General features: G+C 39.5%; 18 protein-coding genes. 5 read left to right on the forward strand and 13 right to left on the reverse strand.

What is annotated here, in order from left to right:
* From RM347_RS30765 to RM347_RS30775, 3 genes are all read left to right on the forward strand, one after another.
* On the forward strand, positions 1-214 hold a 214-nt coding region (locus tag RM347_RS30765; RefSeq protein ID WP_428850640.1), incomplete at its 5' end, for a hypothetical protein.
* Positions 215-258: 44 nt separating this feature from the next.
* A complete protein-coding gene (locus tag RM347_RS30770; RefSeq protein WP_416211904.1) occupies positions 259-435 on the forward strand; it encodes a hypothetical protein in 177 nt (58 codons plus the stop codon).
* 6 nt (positions 436-441) lie between these two features.
* Positions 442-882 carry a transposase gene (locus RM347_RS30775; protein ID WP_322718943.1) on the forward strand — a complete coding sequence of 147 codons (441 nt, stop codon included), beginning with the start codon at positions 442-444 and terminating at the stop codon, positions 880-882.
* A gap of 451 nt (positions 883-1,333) precedes the next feature.
* Here the strand turns inward: RM347_RS30775 and RM347_RS30780 are convergent, their stop codons facing one another.
* The 6 genes from RM347_RS30780 to RM347_RS30805 all read right to left on the reverse strand — a co-directional run bounded on the left by RM347_RS30780 (position 1,334) and on the right by RM347_RS30805 (position 7,219).
* Positions 1,334-2,119: a hypothetical protein gene (locus tag RM347_RS30780; RefSeq protein ID WP_322718942.1), complete on the reverse strand. Its 786-nt coding sequence runs from the start codon at positions 2,117-2,119 to the stop codon at positions 1,334-1,336.
* Between the two features lie 42 nt (positions 2,120-2,161).
* Positions 2,162-2,998 carry a hypothetical protein gene (locus tag RM347_RS30785; protein WP_322718941.1) on the reverse strand — a complete coding sequence of 279 codons (837 nt, stop codon included), beginning with the start codon at positions 2,996-2,998 and terminating at the stop codon, positions 2,162-2,164.
* A gap of 211 nt (positions 2,999-3,209) precedes the next feature.
* Positions 3,210-4,610, reverse strand: a complete 1,401-nt coding sequence (locus tag RM347_RS30790; protein WP_322718940.1) for a DUF4157 domain-containing protein — start codon at positions 4,608-4,610, stop codon at positions 3,210-3,212.
* A 275-nt stretch (positions 4,611-4,885) separates the two neighbouring features.
* Positions 4,886-5,044 carry a DUF6760 family protein gene (locus tag RM347_RS30795; protein ID WP_322718946.1) on the reverse strand — a complete coding sequence of 53 codons (159 nt, stop codon included), beginning with the start codon at positions 5,042-5,044 and terminating at the stop codon, positions 4,886-4,888.
* On the reverse strand, positions 5,026-5,403 hold the full coding sequence (locus tag RM347_RS30800) for a phage tail assembly protein (protein ID WP_322718939.1): 378 nt from the start codon (positions 5,401-5,403) through the stop codon (positions 5,026-5,028). Before RM347_RS30800 ends, RM347_RS30795 begins: the two co-directional genes overlap by 19 nt.
* 61 nt (positions 5,404-5,464) lie before the next feature.
* Positions 5,465-7,219: a tetratricopeptide repeat protein gene (locus RM347_RS30805; RefSeq protein WP_322718938.1), complete on the reverse strand. Its 1,755-nt coding sequence runs from the start codon at positions 7,217-7,219 to the stop codon at positions 5,465-5,467.
* A gap of 646 nt (positions 7,220-7,865) precedes the next feature.
* On the opposite strand from RM347_RS30805, the gene RM347_RS30810 reads away from it, so the two are divergent.
* The gene (locus RM347_RS30810; protein ID WP_322718937.1) at positions 7,866-9,224 is read left to right on the forward strand and encodes a pentapeptide repeat-containing protein; all 1,359 of its coding nucleotides are present in this window, start codon (positions 7,866-7,868) and stop codon (positions 9,222-9,224) included.
* Positions 9,218-9,535 (forward strand): ADP-ribosylglycohydrolase family protein, encoded by a 318-nt coding sequence (locus RM347_RS30815; RefSeq protein WP_322718936.1) that lies wholly within the window; start codon positions 9,218-9,220, stop codon positions 9,533-9,535. Before RM347_RS30810 ends, RM347_RS30815 begins: the two co-directional genes overlap by 7 nt.
* Positions 9,536-9,689: 154 nt before the next feature.
* Here the strand turns inward: RM347_RS30815 and RM347_RS30820 are convergent, their stop codons facing one another.
* From RM347_RS30820 to RM347_RS30850, 7 genes are all read right to left on the reverse strand, one after another.
* A complete protein-coding gene (locus RM347_RS30820; protein ID WP_292779584.1) occupies positions 9,690-10,088 on the reverse strand; it encodes a GPW/gp25 family protein in 399 nt (132 codons plus the stop codon).
* 53 nt (positions 10,089-10,141) lie between these two features.
* The gene (locus RM347_RS30825) at positions 10,142-10,540 is read right to left on the reverse strand and encodes a PAAR domain-containing protein (protein ID WP_322718935.1); all 399 of its coding nucleotides are present in this window, start codon (positions 10,538-10,540) and stop codon (positions 10,142-10,144) included.
* Positions 10,541-10,548: 8 nt separating this feature from the next.
* Positions 10,549-12,330, reverse strand: a complete 1,782-nt coding sequence (locus tag RM347_RS30830; protein ID WP_322718934.1) for a VgrG-related protein — start codon at positions 12,328-12,330, stop codon at positions 10,549-10,551.
* An 86-nt stretch (positions 12,331-12,416) separates the two neighbouring features.
* Complete coding sequence (locus tag RM347_RS30835) at positions 12,417-12,938, reverse strand: hypothetical protein (RefSeq protein ID WP_322718933.1); 522 nt, start codon at positions 12,936-12,938, stop codon at positions 12,417-12,419.
* Positions 12,939-12,980: 42 nt separating this feature from the next.
* A complete protein-coding gene (locus RM347_RS30840; protein ID WP_322718932.1) occupies positions 12,981-16,580 on the reverse strand; it encodes a hypothetical protein in 3,600 nt (1,199 codons plus the stop codon).
* 48 nt (positions 16,581-16,628) lie between these two features.
* Complete coding sequence (locus tag RM347_RS30845) at positions 16,629-17,138, reverse strand: phage tail protein (protein ID WP_322718931.1); 510 nt, start codon at positions 17,136-17,138, stop codon at positions 16,629-16,631.
* Between the two features lie 17 nt (positions 17,139-17,155).
* Positions 17,156-17,290 carry a hypothetical protein gene (locus RM347_RS30850; protein WP_292779596.1) on the reverse strand — a complete coding sequence of 45 codons (135 nt, stop codon included), beginning with the start codon at positions 17,288-17,290 and terminating at the stop codon, positions 17,156-17,158.
* Positions 17,291-17,297: the final 7 nt, after the last annotated feature.

A 17,297-nucleotide genomic window follows, 5' to 3' on the forward strand; every position in this document is an offset into this window, starting at 1 on the left:
CTACAACTCGTACATCTGTACTGCCATCAGCAAATACATTCTGGAACAATTTGTAGTTTATGACTTGCTTGAGCCGGATGCGTTGCAAGGCGCAAGTCCGGTTCTGAGGGGGCGGGATTATAGCGATATAGTCCTGCTACCCGACCACGGTGATGCCTTACATGGGAAAGTGCGCTCCGACGTGAAAAAAAAACTAAATGGACAACCCTACTGATCATTGACTCGCAAGCAGTGAAGAATACATGCAATGCCAGCGTTATGTCCAAAGGGTTCTGTCATTACAAATGCACTAATGGCATCAAACGACATCTCGCCGTTGATACGCTCGGCTTACCATTTTTTACCCACTGTACTAAAGCGAATGTCAGCGATGACCAGGGCTTGATTGAACCTAGAACGGCAAAACTAACTGGAGAGGTGAGACTAAAGGCTTAATTACGTATGCGTCTTAGAAAATATCAAACGAGTTTACTATGCTTCCAACCTACCTCTAGCAAGTTTTACCGCTCTAGGATTGAACTACTGAGTAATAATCTGGATTACTTGCGAGCCAAACCCGTGAATATCCCGAAGATTACTATCCTGCTTGACCACGGTTATCACCCAGACAAACTCACACTCGAACTACAAAAGCTCTACCCTCAAATCATGACCAAGATCCGGTTTCAACTTGCACCCAAGCCAACCAAAGCAGAAATTGCAGCCCTTGGGAAAACTGGATTTGTACCTGTAGCTACCCGGTGGGTGATTGAGCGGTCAAATGCTTGGGTGGAACGCTGTAAAAGTTTGGTCAAAAACTTTGAGAGAACCCTCTCCCATGCCACCGCGAAGCTCAATCTTTGCTTCATTAGACTCATGCTCAAGCGACTGGCAAATGGATAGATCCCAAATGGGTTCTATAGTAGTGTCAGCTCCTTGTGCTATTTTCCCAGTGTAGCGACGGGCTTCAAAGGGGTTGATTTCCCAACAAGGAGCAAACACTGGTGGTGAGGGATTTCCTAATCCAGCCTGTCTGATAGCTTGGTGTGCTGTTGAATTGCTATTAGCTTTGCCACCACATCCACTTTTTTATTTGCGACCACAAACCTAGCTAACCCTTGATTTTTCAAGTCAATTAATCGGCGACCTAATTTACTGAATGTGGCTGTGATTAGAGCGCGAGAACTGTTTATCCTGGTGGGGAATCTGGGGCGAATTTCTGAGGGTGGTTATACCAAGGAGTTAGTGGAATATATTAAGCAATTTGGCAAGATGCGATAATTTCAAGAAAGTGCAAATACCAGTTGGTTTTGATAGCAAAAACCCTCTTATTAAAAGCTCCACTAAGGGGCATTCATTTTTGAGTAGGAAAATCAAGCACTGAGGGAAAATCATAACCGGGTGGTTCAACTTGCAAATATTTGTCCCCACATAACTTTTGACTTCTTATATATCCATGTTTACTATCCATCGCCTGGATTTGAGTTTGCGCCCATTTGACAACTTCTTGTCGTTGGGTATAATCGAGCCTTGAAGCAATAGTTTGTAAAGCTTTTAATGTTAGAGCTTGGTCGAGTGCTGAAGAAAGCATTGTTGCCTCATAACATTTTTCCATGTACTCGTATGGGCTTTGTTCGTAATCTGGTGCTGGTGCAACACGCATTAAATTGTTTCTGATTTCTTCTGTGCGCTCCAAATTCACTAAATCCCAAATTTCTGGCAACAATGGCATCAAAGCCACAGGCGGAGATATTTTTCTCTGTCCTCTACGGGAATCTTTAGGGAGATAAGCATAACGAAGCGCTATACCCCACTGAAACATAGCTGATTCAGCTTCGTTACAGAAGAAGTGAAATAGCACCCAACGCTCCAAATCAACAGCTACCTTTCGTCCCATCTGTATAGCCAAATTTTGAAGAGCATTGGTAATAACTTCCCGCATTAATTCGCCACGATCCCCTTTTATTGCAAGTGCCCAATCTCTATTTTGACGCTGAGTATTAAACTCTGTTATTGCTTGAGTATAGATTGTTCTTAAAATTTTTGGGTCTTTTAATAACAAATCTGGCAAACCCATTAAAGGCAGAAACGGAATTGCCCATTCGAGAGTAGGCAATGATAATGCTTTAAGCCATGCCATACTTTTTGAATCTCCCCAGATTAATTAAAATTCCATAAAAATTTATTCTTCATCTGAAAAAGGAAAGTCAAGAATTGATGGAAAATCAAAATAGGGTGGCTCAACTTGTAAATACTTATCTCCACTTAAATATTCTGGTGAAGTAACGCTTATAGCTTTAGCTTGAGATAAAGCCCAATCCAACATTTCCGCACGTTCCTGCTCATTGAGTTTTTCAGCAATTATTTTCAAAGCTCTAATGGTCAATTCTTGCTTAATAACTTGATGGACTAATGCTATCTCACTAGTCCAAACAAATTCATCTCCATTTTGTTCCAGTTCCTTTGTCGTGGAAGAGGGCATCATATGCTTCAACACGTACTCACTTCCGTTGATGCCGTAATAAATTAGCTCTATAATCTCAGGTAATAGTGGAAGTAATAAGGTAGGTAAAAGAATTTGCTCGGACTCACTATCAGCAGGTAGGCACGCATTCCCTAGAACGAACGTCCAACAACGCATTGCTCTCTGAATCTCGTGATTCAGAAAATGCCGACGCACCCAACGTTCCAAATCGATAGCCGTACTCTTTCCTAGTTGGCTTGCCAGTTGCCGGAAAGCTTTAGTGAGAACTGTGTGTGTTACTTCCATTTCTGCCAGAGTATACTCATCCCCTCCTACTTTCCAGAAGGGTTCCATAAGTGCGTTGTACTCTTTCAAAGCTTGAGTATAAATTGGCTCCCAAACCTCCGGCTGTTTAACAACATCTCTGGGCAATCCCATCATTGCCAGAAAAGGTCTTGTCCACGGTAAGGTAGGTAAAGATAAAGCTGGAATCCAGAGGCGTGGTTTCCAGTCTCTCCATAAAGCTTCAGATGTTATCCATTTTTGATTTTCCATTTTTCGCTAATTGCTTACAATAAATTTAAATTATCCCTGTTTTGTCACTCTTGGAAAACAATAATCGTAGCCAGACTCTGGAACTTTGATTCAACAAAGGTTTGAGGCTTTATTCTCTAATATTAATTAAAATTTCTAGCCCAAAGGTGAAAAGCAAAGCTCCGAAAGGCTTTCAGCGATTGGGTTTTCCCACTCTGACAAAAGAGGGTTATTAAGCTGTTTGCTCATTTCCCCATAGAATCCTAAATATTGGTACAATCCAGTCAAAGTTAAATTCAAACTCCGGCAGATTGATTTCTGGTAACTCAAAGATATCAGTATTATCTGGCTTATCTGGGGCTGGTTTATTTGCCCAATACTTAGCTTCTTCAAGAATTTGGTTTATTTGCTCTTTGGTAACATTACGAATTTTGTCTAAGTCGCCACATCCACTGCGTTTCCAATCATCAAGAAGCTTATTCAAATCTCTCCTCTGATCTTCATACGTTTTTATATGCCCGTTCCAAGAACCTACTCCAGGTTTGGGATTACTTGTATAATTTTTGTAAAGTGTCTCTTTGTCTCTCCTTAGTTGGCGGTAACGTTCTGGCAAACCCCTGGTTACTTCTTTACCAATATCTGCACTAACAACTCTTTCCAGTATTCCGGCAATTAAATACACTATGATATCGTGCAGAATTTGCCTACACTTGTCTTGATTGGGTGGTGTTTTACGGGGTGGTAGAGGGCCACGATCAAAAACACCTGCCTGTGCGTAAAGAGCCTCTTTCTGAAATGCATCATCAGAGGCTTTCATCTGTGTATCAGTTAAAGTTACTGCTGATGAATGTTCTTTACTATACTCAGCTAGTAAATCCCCAGCCGATTGACCTGCCCCTACCCTAGCAGCCACCTCATCAGCGTGCTGCTCATATTTATCGCCTACTTGACCAACACCACCAGATAACTGCACCTTTCCTGACTGCTGCTGCACCACATGGGCTGCTTCATGCGCTGCCAACTCCACACTGGGCGCTTCCTTAAACGCAATCTGATTGCCACTAGCATAAGCTGCTGCCCCCATTTGGTTACAAGCTGCCGCCGCTCTTCCACCAATATATGCTTGTACGTGGGATAAATTAATCCCAAAAGACTGCTGAATTTTATTCAGGTGGGGTAATCTCGTAGCAGAACCGCTAAATCCTTGTGCTGCTACCTGCTGAATCGATTTTGAAGGAGTTTGCCCATTTGCGTGAAGTTGCACTTGCTCGTGTGAACCATCAGCAGAGAGTTGTGTTTCCCCATCTGCATGAAGCTGCACCTTTTCTTTTTCTTCGCACTGAGAGCATTTCATTTGTACAGCATCGGTATTAACTGCTGACGAATCGTCAGACTTTTGTGATGAAGCCAGTTGCATCGCAGCAGCTTTAGCCTGGATTCTCCTCATCACCGGGTCAAGAGACATCCAATTGGCTGGGACATCTGGTAAAGAATCTATCCTCTCTTGTGCTGAAAGTCCTGATGACGAAGCAGATTTGGGTTGAGTTTTCGGATGCTGCTTCTTGATTTGCGTATCATGTTGGGGATTCCAAGCTGCGGCTTTTTGCACTCGCTGATAAACCATACCTGTCATTATCTCCTGCTTACTGTTCTAATTTCTCTGCCGGATAAATTCAGTATATTCCCTCTCTTTATAAGTGCAAATAGAAACCATTATTTAAGTAGCAGACAGGATTGTGAGGTGAAGAACATGAACACTACATTTACTACATCTAAAAATAGTCAAAACTGTCTCAAAGGCAGTACACAAGATAGATTTATCTCTTTTTCCCGATACCTCTTGACAAAAGCGCAATTTCCTCAACCTGTCACTGATGACTCAATATAGTTCGTAACTTTTCATAATTCTTACTGCTTAATTTTGCTAATCTCTGTCACCCAACGCCGACGACTCTGATGCTCTAAATCGAGAATATCGGTCAGCGACCAATGGAAGTAATAAGCTATACAGGCTACCTCCTCATGCATTTGCTCTGAGGGGTAGCCGACTACTCCCCCGCTAAAGATAACTCCACACTAAAATTATTACTGCATCTGGGACACTGTACAGGTATATCTGCATTACCTTGCTGATTAATTCGATTGTAAAATTCGCGTAAATAAGCAAGATCGCGGCTAAAAAGGTTTTCTAATATTTCTGGAGTAACTGATGATAGTTCACCTAAATGAGTAATTACAAGTGACAGCAACACCAAGACTTCATATACTGGTTCTTTTTGGACGCGATTGTCTTTCTGTACGCAAATTTCATCCTTAGCAGTTGTCAGCCGCATTGCTCCTTGACGATGCATTTTTCCAGAAGAATCTATCAAGCCTTTGGGAAGGATAAAATTAAATTCCGTTTGTAGCAGATTCTGATTATTCATATTTTTATAACAAGAGTAAATATTTTTTGCAATACTTTAGTATTTAACATCCAGTTAAAATTTATAATTTGCTTAAGAGTACATCTCTCGCCCTCTGCGCCACTGTGTAGTTTGGATTAATATTTAACGCTGATTCAAAAGCTTTTAAGGCTGCTTGAGGTTTACCACTTTTTGCTAATGCCATGCCTATGCCAGTCCACACAGAAGCATTACGATCGTTAATATCATTAGCTTTATAATAAGCTAATAATGCTTCATCGTATCTAGCTAAATCCAGTAAAATTACACCTTTGTTATACCAACCCTCAAATGATTCGGGATTAATTTTAATTGCCTCATTAGTAGAATTAAGCGCCAATTGATATTTTCTGATGCGCCAAAGGGATGCTCCTTTATTTGCTAAAATACTAGCAATAATCAAATTATCCACTGATTCCATATTTGCATTTAAAGCTTGATCATAAGCAACAATTGCCTGTTCATAATCTTGTAAAGAACTTAAAATTCTGCCATAGTTATACCAACCTTGAACATATTTAGGATTGATATCAACTGCTCTTTTTGTTGCAGTTAGAGCATCTTCATATTTTTTCAAATTCCACAAAATTACACCTTTATTACTCCAAGCCTCTGCGTAGTTTAGTTTCAGAGCGATCGCACGTTCGGCTGCATCAAGTGCTGTTTCGTACTTTTGCAACCCCAACAAAGCATTGGTGCGTTGATGCCAAAGGTAAGCTAAAGTTTCATTCCCCAAGTTTTCACCAAGAGCAACAGCGCGATCGCAGTCTGATAGTGATTCTTCATATCTCTGCAAGCGGTTTAGCGTTTCGCAACGATGGGCGAACGCCAGAGAATATTTAGGATTAATTTCTGTTGCTCTGTTGTAAGAAACAAGGGCTTTTTCATACTGTCCCATCTTGTGCAGCAGCATTCCTTGGTTATCCCAGCTAGTTATATCATTGGGATTGATGGCTAAAGCGTGTTCATAGGCTGCAACTGCCTCGGACATCTTGCCTAAATTGAACAGTGCCAGTGCTTTGTTATTCCAAGCAATTGCCTCTTTGCCTTTTCCCCAATTTTCATTAGCTTTAATTGCCAAGTCGCAAGCTTGAGTAGCCTCTTCATACCGTTGCAAATCAATTAGCGTGCCACATTGTTCGGCCAATGCCACTGAATAATTGGAATTCAGATTCACAGCACGTTCAAAAGATGTGAGTGCTTCTTCAGGGCGTGTCAACTTTCTTAAGACAACACCTCTGTTGAACCAGGCTGTGGCAGGAGTAATTGTTCCCCAACTGCCATCAACTTGCAAGGCTTCTTCACAATAAGCAATCGCATCAGAGTTGTTGCCTAACATAGATAAAGCCTCACATCGCTGTGTCAAGGCAAAAGAGTTCTTTGGTTCTGTTTTCAGAACTCGATCGTAAGAAGCAACTGCTTCTGCATACCTTTGCTGTTGCATCAGCACATTGCTACGAGATATCCATAAATCAATATTCTTACCCTTGGGTTTGAGTGCGATTGCTTTTTCGCAAGCTGCTAGTGCTTCATCATATTTTTGGGCGTTTTCCAGTACATGACACTGATTTGACCAAAAATCAATGTCTTGGTAATTAAACTCTGGTTGTGATGCATTCTCTGCCATCAACAATCCCAGGTTAACTGAAGCAGTATTATTTGATGTGTTTTCAGAATAATCTGCTGTGAAAATATCGTTTAATACATTTTTACTATCATTTCTAGCAAAGACAGGCGATTGTAAAAGGATAATTGATACACTGAAGCCAACGCCCAAGTATCCATAGATACGCTTCATGAAATTTTGCCTTGCTTGTATTTGTAATTGATTTACCAAAGTTTAGCCTATGGCGCTTAAATGGTAATTTTTTTCCCTGCGTCAGAAAAGGGTGATTATACTTAAATATATGCACTTAATCTCAAAATCAATTTCAAAAGCAGCTTATTCAGTAATTTCCATATCTTCACTCATATAATTGAGATAAATAACCAGTAGTTTTAATTGGCATTGTAAGTAATAAGGCTATTGTTATTCCTATGTGTTACAGTAAGCCTTTTATGGAGTCATTTATCATTTAGTACTATTACTGTAAGTAGTTTAATAAAATACATTAATCATGATTTTTCTAGTATATTCCGAAAAAATAACTAATAACTTTGCTTCTTCTAGCTACACCGGAGTCTTGCTGCGGGATATCCATTTGCGTTGTAAGTGCGATCGCTATTTCGCAAACCGTTTCCTGCTTTCTTAGTAAGAATACTTTCATGAAGGGTAAAAATGGAAACATATAATATTCTAGAGATAAAAGATTAAGTTGGTTTGTGCCTAGTGCGATCGCACGTCAACATCAATAATTTGTATTTTACTTTAGATACATTGCAATTGAGTTATAACAGATTTGAGTTTTTGCCTATCGCCATAATTTAGTTAATTCAGAAATTTTATGCTTGATATAATTACTAATCTCAAACCAGTAGTAAATAAATCGTTGTTAGTATATGCACTGCTATTGGTAATCGTGGTAGAAGTTCCCCTTTTAGCTCAAGATTCGTCATCTGTAAGACGATTGCAGGAAACTAGAGAGTGTCCAAACTGCAATCTGCGTAGAGCAAATCTACAAAATATTTACTTACAGGATGCTAATCTCCGAAGTGCAAACTTGAGCTATGCTAATCTGCGTGGAGTAAACTTACAGGGAGCATATTTGAGAAATGCTAACCTCACAGGTGCTTCCTTAACTGGGGCAAACTTGCGCGGTGCTGATTTGACTGATGCAAAGTTAGGAGGGGCAGATTTAAGAAATAGCCAAATTGATGACAAAACCATTCTTGGTAAAAAGTGGCTTCAAGTATGGGAAATCGTTAATAAACCACTTTCGGTGCGAGATTTACAGGGAGCAGATTTGACTGATGCAAACTTGAGTAGCGCCAACCTTAGCAATGTTAACTTAGAGGGAGCAAACCTCAAAGGTGCTTTCTTGAGTGGAACCAATCTTCGTGCTTCTAATTTGAGTCGTGCCAACTTGGATCGAGCCGACCTATTTATTGCAGACTTGCGGGATACTAAACTAGCCAATGCTAACTTGCATCAAGCAAACTTAAATAGTGCAGATTTGCGGAATGCCCAACTAGAAGGTTCAGACTTACGTCAGGCAAATCTCAGTAATACCATCTTAGCTAACAATAATCTGAGTGATAGCAAACTCACGGCTGCTAACTTAAAAAATGCAGACTTGCTAGGAATCAATCTGAGTAATGCTGACCTCCGACGGGCAAATTTATTCAATACTAGTTTAAACAATACTAACTTGACAGGAGCAAATCTAACCGGTGCTAACCTCACAGGAGTAGATTTTAAAGACACCAATCTAACTAACACAAAGTTAGAAGGCAGTAATTTGGATGGAGTCTCTTTGAGTGGCGTGGTTGCGACTAACGCCAATTTCAGAGGTATTAACTTAAGCAATGCCGATCTCCAGCATACCAAAATTAGTGGGTCAAATCTGCGTGGAGGTAACTTAAGCGGCGTTAACCTAAGTGGAGCGGACTTGAAGAATGCCGACTTAAGTGGTATTAACCTCAAGGATGCCAACCTCAGTGGTAGTAACTTAGCAGGAGCAAACTTGAGTCAAGCAGACCTGAGTCGTGCTGACCTGAGCAATGTCAATCTGAGTCAGGTAAACTTAACTGGGGCAAATCTCACAGAGGCAAATTTGAAGGGAGCATCTTTAGCGGGAATTAAGCTGGAAAATGCCAACTTATGCAAGACAATCTTACCAGATGGTAAGCCACATAGTTGCTGAAACGTCTATTAGTAGCTCGGAAATTGCTCAATGAGTGGTTTGCTGCTGCGATCGCACTACAAGAATACCATCCTTTTATCCAAAAGTACTTTGAAAAATCTGCAACTTTATCTCTAGAAGCACTGGATTTAGACGAAGGTTTAAATCCAGGCAAAGAAAGTGGAACTGAGTACACTCTTAAGACAATAGGGGCTGGGTTTTGGGCACTTCAACACGCACAATCTTATGAAGATGGAATTCTACAAATTATTCATGAAGGAGGCAATGCTGACACTAATGCTGCTGTAGCAGTGGCATTGTTAGGAGCATGAATTTATAGGTAATATGGAACCTATCCCACTAATAATATTTTTGCTACAAAGCTTAAGCTTCTTGAGAACTGAAAACGGAAAATTAAGCTTTTCAAGCACATTTTATAGAAATAAGTAAGGATTTTTAGAACAGTAGGATAGGTTCATGGTAATATCAATAACGTGGCGATAAATAAAATGGATAGACTAAGCTACGGGTATCAGGACTATTTTTCGGTTGATATTGAATAATAATATTCACTTTGCCCCGCACAGGGTCGGCGTCAGCACGCACATCTTTTAAAATAATGCGCGGTTCCCACATCTCCAAAGCTTCTTCCACGTACAGGCGAATCAGCAACAAAGTTTGGGTGTTAAGCGGTTCAAAAACCAACTCCGACAAGCGCGAACCAAAATTCGGTCGATAAACTCGTTCGCCCAAACTCGTTCGGAGAATAATAACGATAGATTCCTCAATATTTGGCTCTGCTGCACTAAGTTGGATTCCTCCCTGCACGTTTACCAGTATGGGGAAAGCAATTCCTGCGCCAATGTAGTCAGTTGCTTGCGGCATATTTATATAATTTATTTCAATTGAGGTTTCACTACGTAATCCGATTCTGTGCCTTATCCACCAATTACCACAGTTGAACAGCCGCTCACAATATTATTCGGCGGACCAAATGCTTCAATAATCGTATCTCCCATGCGACACGCAGGTAGTCCATTAATCAATACTGTGCTACTACCGTTAATGACTACACCAGGGCCATGTGGCGGTTCAGGTGTAACGCATTGATGAATATCTGCTCCGCCTGCACTGCTCTTAATGAGACTGCTTATAGTACTACTAGCATTAGATGCGTTGATAGCAGTCCCACGAGCTTGGTTTGATGCAGCTACAGGTACTCCCCGCCATGCTGGTAAACCGCCGATAAGTACATTAGAGCTACCTGGTCCCCCAGTTAAGACGGGTGGTAAGGGATGTGCTACCCCATCAGAAATTCTTGCTGCTGGTCTACTCATAATGTTACTTAGTTAAGTTTAATCATGGCACCGTTAATACTGATGGTGCCGCTAGCTTTAATATCAATATTGCCTTGCGCGTTAATATTGAGATTCCCACTGGAATTTATACTTGTACTTGAAGTAGTATCATCTAGTCGAAATGACTGACCACCACTAGTCTTAATTTCCACAAATTTCCCTTTGTCATCCAAGCGAATTTTGTGATGCCCAATAGTTTCGATTTCGATATATTGCTCAGTGTCGTTATACCGCAGCCAATGCCCCGAACCAGTCCCCGTCTGGACATAGTACCCTCGCTTTTCCGAGCCTTTGTCTTCATCAACAAACCATTCTTTGTGCCCATAACGGGTTTGGGAGCCACGCACGCGAACGCCACTATCCGCAACGGTGTCTTTAACAGTTCTTGGAGTGGGATCTTTTCCATTCCATACTCCACCAATAATATAAGGACGATGAATGTCCCCGTGTTCAAAGCCAACAAGGACTTCATCGTTGACCTCTGGCATCCAATAAATACCTCGACCAGAACCACCACCAGGTGCAACTAGCCTTGCCCAGTTACTGGTATGTTCTTCAGTTAGAGTGGGAAATTTTACTTTTACCCGACCCAACCCATTAGGATCTTCGTTATCAGTGACAATACCAACTAAGAATGTTTGTCCGGGTTGCAATTGCATGTGGGACATCGAGGAAGTAAGCGCGTTTAGACCCCGCGAACCGCGAACTCCAAACTCCGTGCTATAGACGCCATCTCCAAAAATATGGCGCGTCTCGGTAATGTAGTATTTACCGGTGTGCTGCCCCATACCTTCTAATTTAACAATGCGTCCTGGTCGAATCTTGGTATTACCCTCGCATTTACCATAAGCTTCAACAAACTTTCCCCCTAGCTCATTACACAGTGATTTAAGGGCTTCATCACATGCTGCTAAACTGTTGAAAGGTATATTGGCTAAAACCTTTTTTGGTGTCACTTTCGGTTTTAACTTATCGTTTATATTGCAACCAAGTCCGTAGTCTGTTGCGGTAGGTATCCTTGCTACCTCAGCTTTACACATCTCTCTCTTTTTCTCTTTATAGTTCCAATATCCCCCTTCAACTTCTTTTACCTGTGCTGCACTATCAATACTTACCCGAAAGCTATGCAAATCCTTCAACCATTGAAGAGTTAATTCTTCATTATCAGGCTTGGGTTTACGAAAGTAGAGTTTCCCGTCTTGAATAAATAGTTCAAAACCAATAAGCGCCGCACGATAATGTAAAAACTCTATATTTGTCTGATTTGATTGAAAAATGTATTCATGAACAATTCGAGAATCATCTACAATTCCTAGAGTTACACCAACTTCTTCTGCAATTTTTTTGACAATATCGCTATCGGTCATGTTTTGAAAAGAGCAGCTATAACATCCTCGAAATAACAAATGCAATTTATCAAAGCCACGAATTATTATGGGTGCTTGAGACTTATTATTGAAACCTGTTTCAATCGCGGTAATTTCTCCTTGAAAAATTTGGTTGGGATTTTCCTGATTAAAATCCTGCGATTGTGTTGTACTAGAAGTAAAGCCAATTGTTACTTGTGTACCAATTTGGCATAAATCTTTGTACCGCCAAGTTGTATCTTGGTCGCGTCCTGGATAGTAATCATTTTTAATTACTATACTAAAGCTTCCAGGTGAGGATAGGCTTTCTTCAACACAAACTTGGATGATATCAGTCATCAAGGTTTCAGGAGCAGGTTGACCGTTAAAATTTAATTTTGGTAGGGCACGATAATTAGTCATAAAATATCAATAAAAATACTAAAAAAATCACTGTTCAATAGTAATAACTTTCATGAAAGATGCCAACCATATTCTGAATTCTATTATTATGAGCTTTTAAATAAAGATTTTTGATTTCGACGTTCATTTGGGCTGGGATTACGTGCAGCAACTGCTTCATTAGGTTTCGGCTCATCTGCTTCTTTCAAACTCAAACTATCAATTACAGCACGGACTGGTGTTCCATCAGGAAGGAACATAGTTAGCTTATAGCTGAGTTTTTCGACAAAACAGCGACGCAAATATATCTGATTTCCCCAGATAAATTGATAAATAGGAGTACGTTGTTTTCCGGGAGCAAATTCAACCGTCTGTTTGAAACTATCAATATACTTTTTAACAACATCTGTACCATTCTCATAAGTATCAAACATAATATTACTTATAGTAATTTTATAAGCCTTAATATTAGAAAAGCTTACCTTTGGCTTGCCTTTATCTTGAGTACGTGCTCCAGCATTTTCAGAGGTTTCAACTACTCCATCAAATGATAGCTGGGCAGGATTGAACATAAATTCAATGTTGCTAACTCCATCTTGTGATATCAGGGCGGCTTTTGTAAGATTCATAATTACATCCGAAAAGTTAAAATAACTAAAAGCAATAATAATTCAAAGCATAAATCTATATAAAGACTCATTACCATCTCTCATTTTTTTTAAATCTAAACGGTGTTTAATAAGTGCATAAACCTCTTGGGCAAGTATCGATATTTTAGTATTTAACAAGAAAACATCATTATAATTTCCAACTGTTTTACTGTCGTCAGAGATGCTACGTACTTCTGTTGTTGTCCAGTTTCTGGTTGAATATCGCGGATATGCCTTCCAAAAGTTCTGGTTCCATGAATTATGGATACTCATACCTGGATATAGTTGTGTTTTATGATTTAGTTCTAACCTGTGACACAAAGTAATGTAAACTTGGTAAATAAGCATTTCCATTTCGTCTTCACTTATTAAATAATTAGAAGTCTTAACTTCTGCTCTCTCTAAGTTTATTGTCTGATCTTGTGAAACAGATAAAGAAGGATTAGAGAGTTGTATCAAGGAAGTTTGAGTTGTCGTGCTATCACTCGCAGAGAGTATGGCAAATTCCTCTTCATTAGTCCGACTGCTATTTACTCCGGGCGAAGGAATATTTTCTCCTAATAATTCGGTAATATTTGACCAAATATATGGCGTGTCATTAGACCTTTGTTCCGGGTTTAATGTCAGTTGAAGATCGTCAAGTTTTTCATGTGTAAATGTATTAGTCGATTCCTGATTATTTCCATCGCTGAAATTAGCTAATGTCAATAAATTCCAATTGTTTAAAAGTTGAATTGACTGATTTGTATTTGATAAAATAGGTAATGGCATATTTTCCACTGAATCCCTAGACGTGTGATTAAATAATTCAGCAATACTCTGCCATTCTTCAGAAATATTTTGATTGTCTATATGCATAATTTCTGATGAAGATTTATCGTTTGATATATGTGTTTTACTTGGTTCACCTTCAATAGAAGCATTTAAAGCTACAAAAGAAGATAAGCTGCTACGGTTGAGGGAATGCACCGTCTTAGTTAACCACAATGATAGAAGAAGTGGTAGATTTGTATCGTTCTTATTAGTATCTGGACTAGATAATTCGGTGCTATTATTAGTAGATACGTCAAGTATATTTTCCTGATTTTTCACGTCAGATGAAAAAACCAATCCAACATCTAGCCCTCTAGCTCTCTTCTTTAGTAGGGAAGGAGAAAAATTCAAAGCATCTTCTTTTGTAGGGGAGAGGTTTTCCAGATTATCTGAAAATTCAGGTATGTTTTCAGTGTTACTTGTTAGTTGGTTTTTTATCTGATTCTCAGATAATCTTGTGATTTCTTCAGTTGGAAGGAATGTATTGAAAAATTCAGCTACAAGTTCCGATAATTGAAAATCAGAGTAATTAACCAGCGGTAAGGATTGGCTTAAGAATTGGATATAGTAGGGATTTAAATTTTGCCAAGGAGATGCGATAATTGCAGCTTTATCCTGAAATTTTTCTAGCTTCTGAGGATGTGCAGTAGTACCTTCTTTTGCTATCGACTTTGTATTATCTATGATTGTATTTGGGAGCAAGATAGATCCTGTTATTTCTTGATTTGGTACTAGCTGCGTGGAGATAGGAAGTTTTAAATTTAGTTTTTCTTTAATTAGAATTGAGTTACTAACAGTATTTTCAGCATCACTTCGCGTCAAAGTGCTTTGCTCTGCTGTAGATGCTATTTGTTCAAAAGTGCTTGGCGTTTCTTCTATTTGCAATTGTGATTCAATTGTAATAGAACTATTTACAATCAAGTCTGTGTCTTGGGATGGTAGTGTAGGCAGATTATTGGATTGAGGTTTAAGTTTAACTAACTCTACATCTGTTGAAGTAGGAGTTTTTTCTTCAGATACTAATTCTAGTTGTTCTGGAGTAATCGGAATCGCTTCTGTCTCAATTTGAGATTTAACTGCTACTGACTCAATATCAGTAGAACTGAAAGTACTCGCTTGTGATGCAGGATTTAACGGTATTTGCGGTTTGTACAGCCTTTGTGGTTCAGATGGAATTGACTGTGTATCCGGAATTTTAGATGAAATTTCTGCCGGACTGAAAGTAGTACGATCAAAGGGAACTTCTACTTGTGGTTGAGTAGATAGTTTTGCTTCTACTTCAGACTGGGTTTTTACAATATCAGATGTAAAACTGAGTTGTGTAGAAGTTGCTAAAGTTGCTTCGGTTTCTAATTGTGGTGCGATCGCTATTGATTGTGCAACATCTTCCCTAAAGGCGATAGTATCAGATAGAGGCTGCGAACGCTGCAAGGGTTCAGTAACCAATGGTTCTGATTCCAGTGGGGGCGGGGCGGATGTAATATCCAAAGAAACGGAGACAAAACTGGAATGCTTGGGTTCGTCGCCATCACTTGATATAACTGGCTGTACGCTAAATAGAGTTGTTTTTACCTCTGTTTGTGGTTGAACGGCAGTGAGTCCGGCTTCTGAATGCGCTGAGGGATTTTCACTTTCTTCCAAATTGGCTAAAGAAATATCCAAATTTAGATTGTTGGTTCTTTCAGTGTGGGCAGTAGACTCATTTTTTTCGATTGAATCAGCGAATGGAGAACTCAGAGTGCCTTCTGGAGATAAAGAATGGGGATTAGCGGCGGCTGGGGACTGAGAGGATTTAATGGGGGATTCAGGCGATCGGACTCTCGCTTCAGATATGCGATCGCTACGACTAGTTGACGTAAAATCGGATTTCAACAAGTTTGATGGTTCTATTACTAATTCATCAGATTGAACGACGATCGCATCAATATCTACCGTTTTTGAGGGTTCAGTGATTGAGTCAGTGAAATTCTCTACTTCGTTTAAGGGTTCGTAGGTATTTGTCGATTTTGGTAAAATTGATGGCGTTGGTTCATTAACTATTTCGGAACGCGTTTGAAGGGTATTCGCATCTGTATCTATCTTTGTTTGTGATTCTGCGATCGCTGTGAAAAGATTATCAAGAAGTTCCGTGCTTTCTTCGTTTCGTGGTGATACAAATGATGGAGATTGTGGATTGTTGACAAATGATAAGTCAGTTTCCTCCCATTTAGAGACATTCTGAACTGGTGTTTTTATATTTTCTGTTGGTTGTTTGGCTACAGACTTAGGCAACAAACCTGTTTCGGGATTTGGAATTTCCTGAATTTGAACAGTAGGTGGAGTTTTTGGAAGAGAGGGATTGAATGGTGTTACTGCGGTTGATTCAATACTTTTAGTCTGTATATTTTCGGTAATATCTCCGGCTTCTGATACAATTTCAGTCACCAGCTTTGAGCCGAGTAAATCAGATTTATAGGTTATGGGTTTTGGTAGCCCTAAAACCTTTGGTAAAACGATACTTTCGTAAATAACAGATGCATCTACTACTTGAGGTGGAGTATTTGAGTCAATACTTACACAATTGTTTATATTATCGTTATTACTAGTGGTGACAACATCATTTCTATTAACTAGATTATCAAACTTTGACCAACTTAGTACAGTCCCATTGTCATCAATAAATGAATTTTGTAATAAAGAAAGCCAAAAATCAATTAATTCAAAGTTTTGTCCTAAAGGTGGCAAATGATGACCTAAAGGTAACGGTGGCGATAGTGGTGGAAATTTTGCTCCAAGCGGTTTTTGGATCGCAGGGGTGTTAATCAACATAAATCCCTGATATTTCTGGTGTTAGCCTGACTATAAAATACTTATAAGTTATGCGAAATAAGCTAATGAGTCACGTCCTTTCAGATTAGCGGCACCCCCTCCTTGTGACTTTGTTACTTTCAATCCCTCATAGGTTAATGTCAATTCTTCGATTGCTACCGTATTTGCCGAGGCTTGCAATGCAGGTGCTTTCCAAGCAACAGGTATAGCAGCAAGTAAAGTCCAACACTGCATGGTTTCACCTGCTTGGTTGAAAAGCAGAATATTAATATTGCGGCGCTGCTTTTTGGTACTGGTCAGTATCTGATTTACCCAATTCCAAAAGCTCAAATCATCAGTCATACCGCGTTTAAGAGTCACATCGGAAAACTCTGCTTGTCCTAAAATAACTCGCTGTTGATCATTGACGCCACCTTCCAAATATTTTTCTTTTTTAATCGTTACACCCAGCCCAGAACACTCACTAAATGATGCCGCAATGTTACTTTCAATTTCTACATAAAAGCGATTAGCCGTAACATAGTTCAATTCATAAGTTGTACTGTTGTTTCTTCCCATACGGATTAAACCTATAGTTAAAATTTACTACGCTGATTTTGATAATCGCTTTGAATCAATTCATAAACCTTATTACTTAGCTTTTGCAGTAATATTGGGTTTTGCAATACTTTTTCTACTAGTTCTGATATCTTTTTATCGCTATCAGCCATATTATTA

The organism is Nostoc sp. ChiQUE02 (genome assembly GCF_034531305.2).
Classification (GTDB): domain Bacteria; phylum Cyanobacteriota; class Cyanobacteriia; order Cyanobacteriales; family Nostocaceae; genus Nostoc.

Coding starts and splice junctions, on each gene's coding strand:
- RM347_RS30775 (WP_322718943.1), top strand. CDS start 442: ATGCGTCTTAGAAAATATCAAACGAGTTTACTATGCTTCCAACCTACC.
- RM347_RS30820 (WP_292779584.1), bottom strand. CDS start 10,088: ATGCCGCAAGCAACTGACTACATTGGCGCAGGAATTGCTTTCCCCATA.
- RM347_RS30840 (WP_322718932.1), bottom strand. CDS start 16,580: ATGTTGATTAACACCCCTGCGATCCAAAAACCGCTTGGAGCAAAATTT.
- RM347_RS30810 (WP_322718937.1), top strand. CDS start 7,866: ATGCTTGATATAATTACTAATCTCAAACCAGTAGTAAATAAATCGTTG.
- RM347_RS30785 (WP_322718941.1), bottom strand. CDS start 2,998: ATGGAAAATCAAAAATGGATAACATCTGAAGCTTTATGGAGAGACTGG.
- RM347_RS30770 (WP_416211904.1), top strand. CDS start 259: ATGTCCAAAGGGTTCTGTCATTACAAATGCACTAATGGCATCAAACGA.
- RM347_RS30835 (WP_322718933.1), bottom strand. CDS start 12,938: ATGAATCTTACAAAAGCCGCCCTGATATCACAAGATGGAGTTAGCAAC.
- RM347_RS30830 (WP_322718934.1), bottom strand. CDS start 12,330: ATGACTAATTATCGTGCCCTACCAAAATTAAATTTTAACGGTCAACCT.
- RM347_RS30850 (WP_292779596.1), bottom strand. CDS start 17,290: ATGGCTGATAGCGATAAAAAGATATCAGAACTAGTAGAAAAAGTATTG.
- RM347_RS30800 (WP_322718939.1), bottom strand. CDS start 5,403: ATGAATAATCAGAATCTGCTACAAACGGAATTTAATTTTATCCTTCCC.
- RM347_RS30790 (WP_322718940.1), bottom strand. CDS start 4,610: ATGACAGGTATGGTTTATCAGCGAGTGCAAAAAGCCGCAGCTTGGAAT.
- RM347_RS30845 (WP_322718931.1), bottom strand. CDS start 17,138: ATGGGAAGAAACAACAGTACAACTTATGAATTGAACTATGTTACGGCT.
- RM347_RS30780 (WP_322718942.1), bottom strand. CDS start 2,119: ATGGCATGGCTTAAAGCATTATCATTGCCTACTCTCGAATGGGCAATT.
- RM347_RS30825 (WP_322718935.1), bottom strand. CDS start 10,540: ATGAGTAGACCAGCAGCAAGAATTTCTGATGGGGTAGCACATCCCTTA.
- RM347_RS30805 (WP_322718938.1), bottom strand. CDS start 7,219: ATGAAGCGTATCTATGGATACTTGGGCGTTGGCTTCAGTGTATCAATT.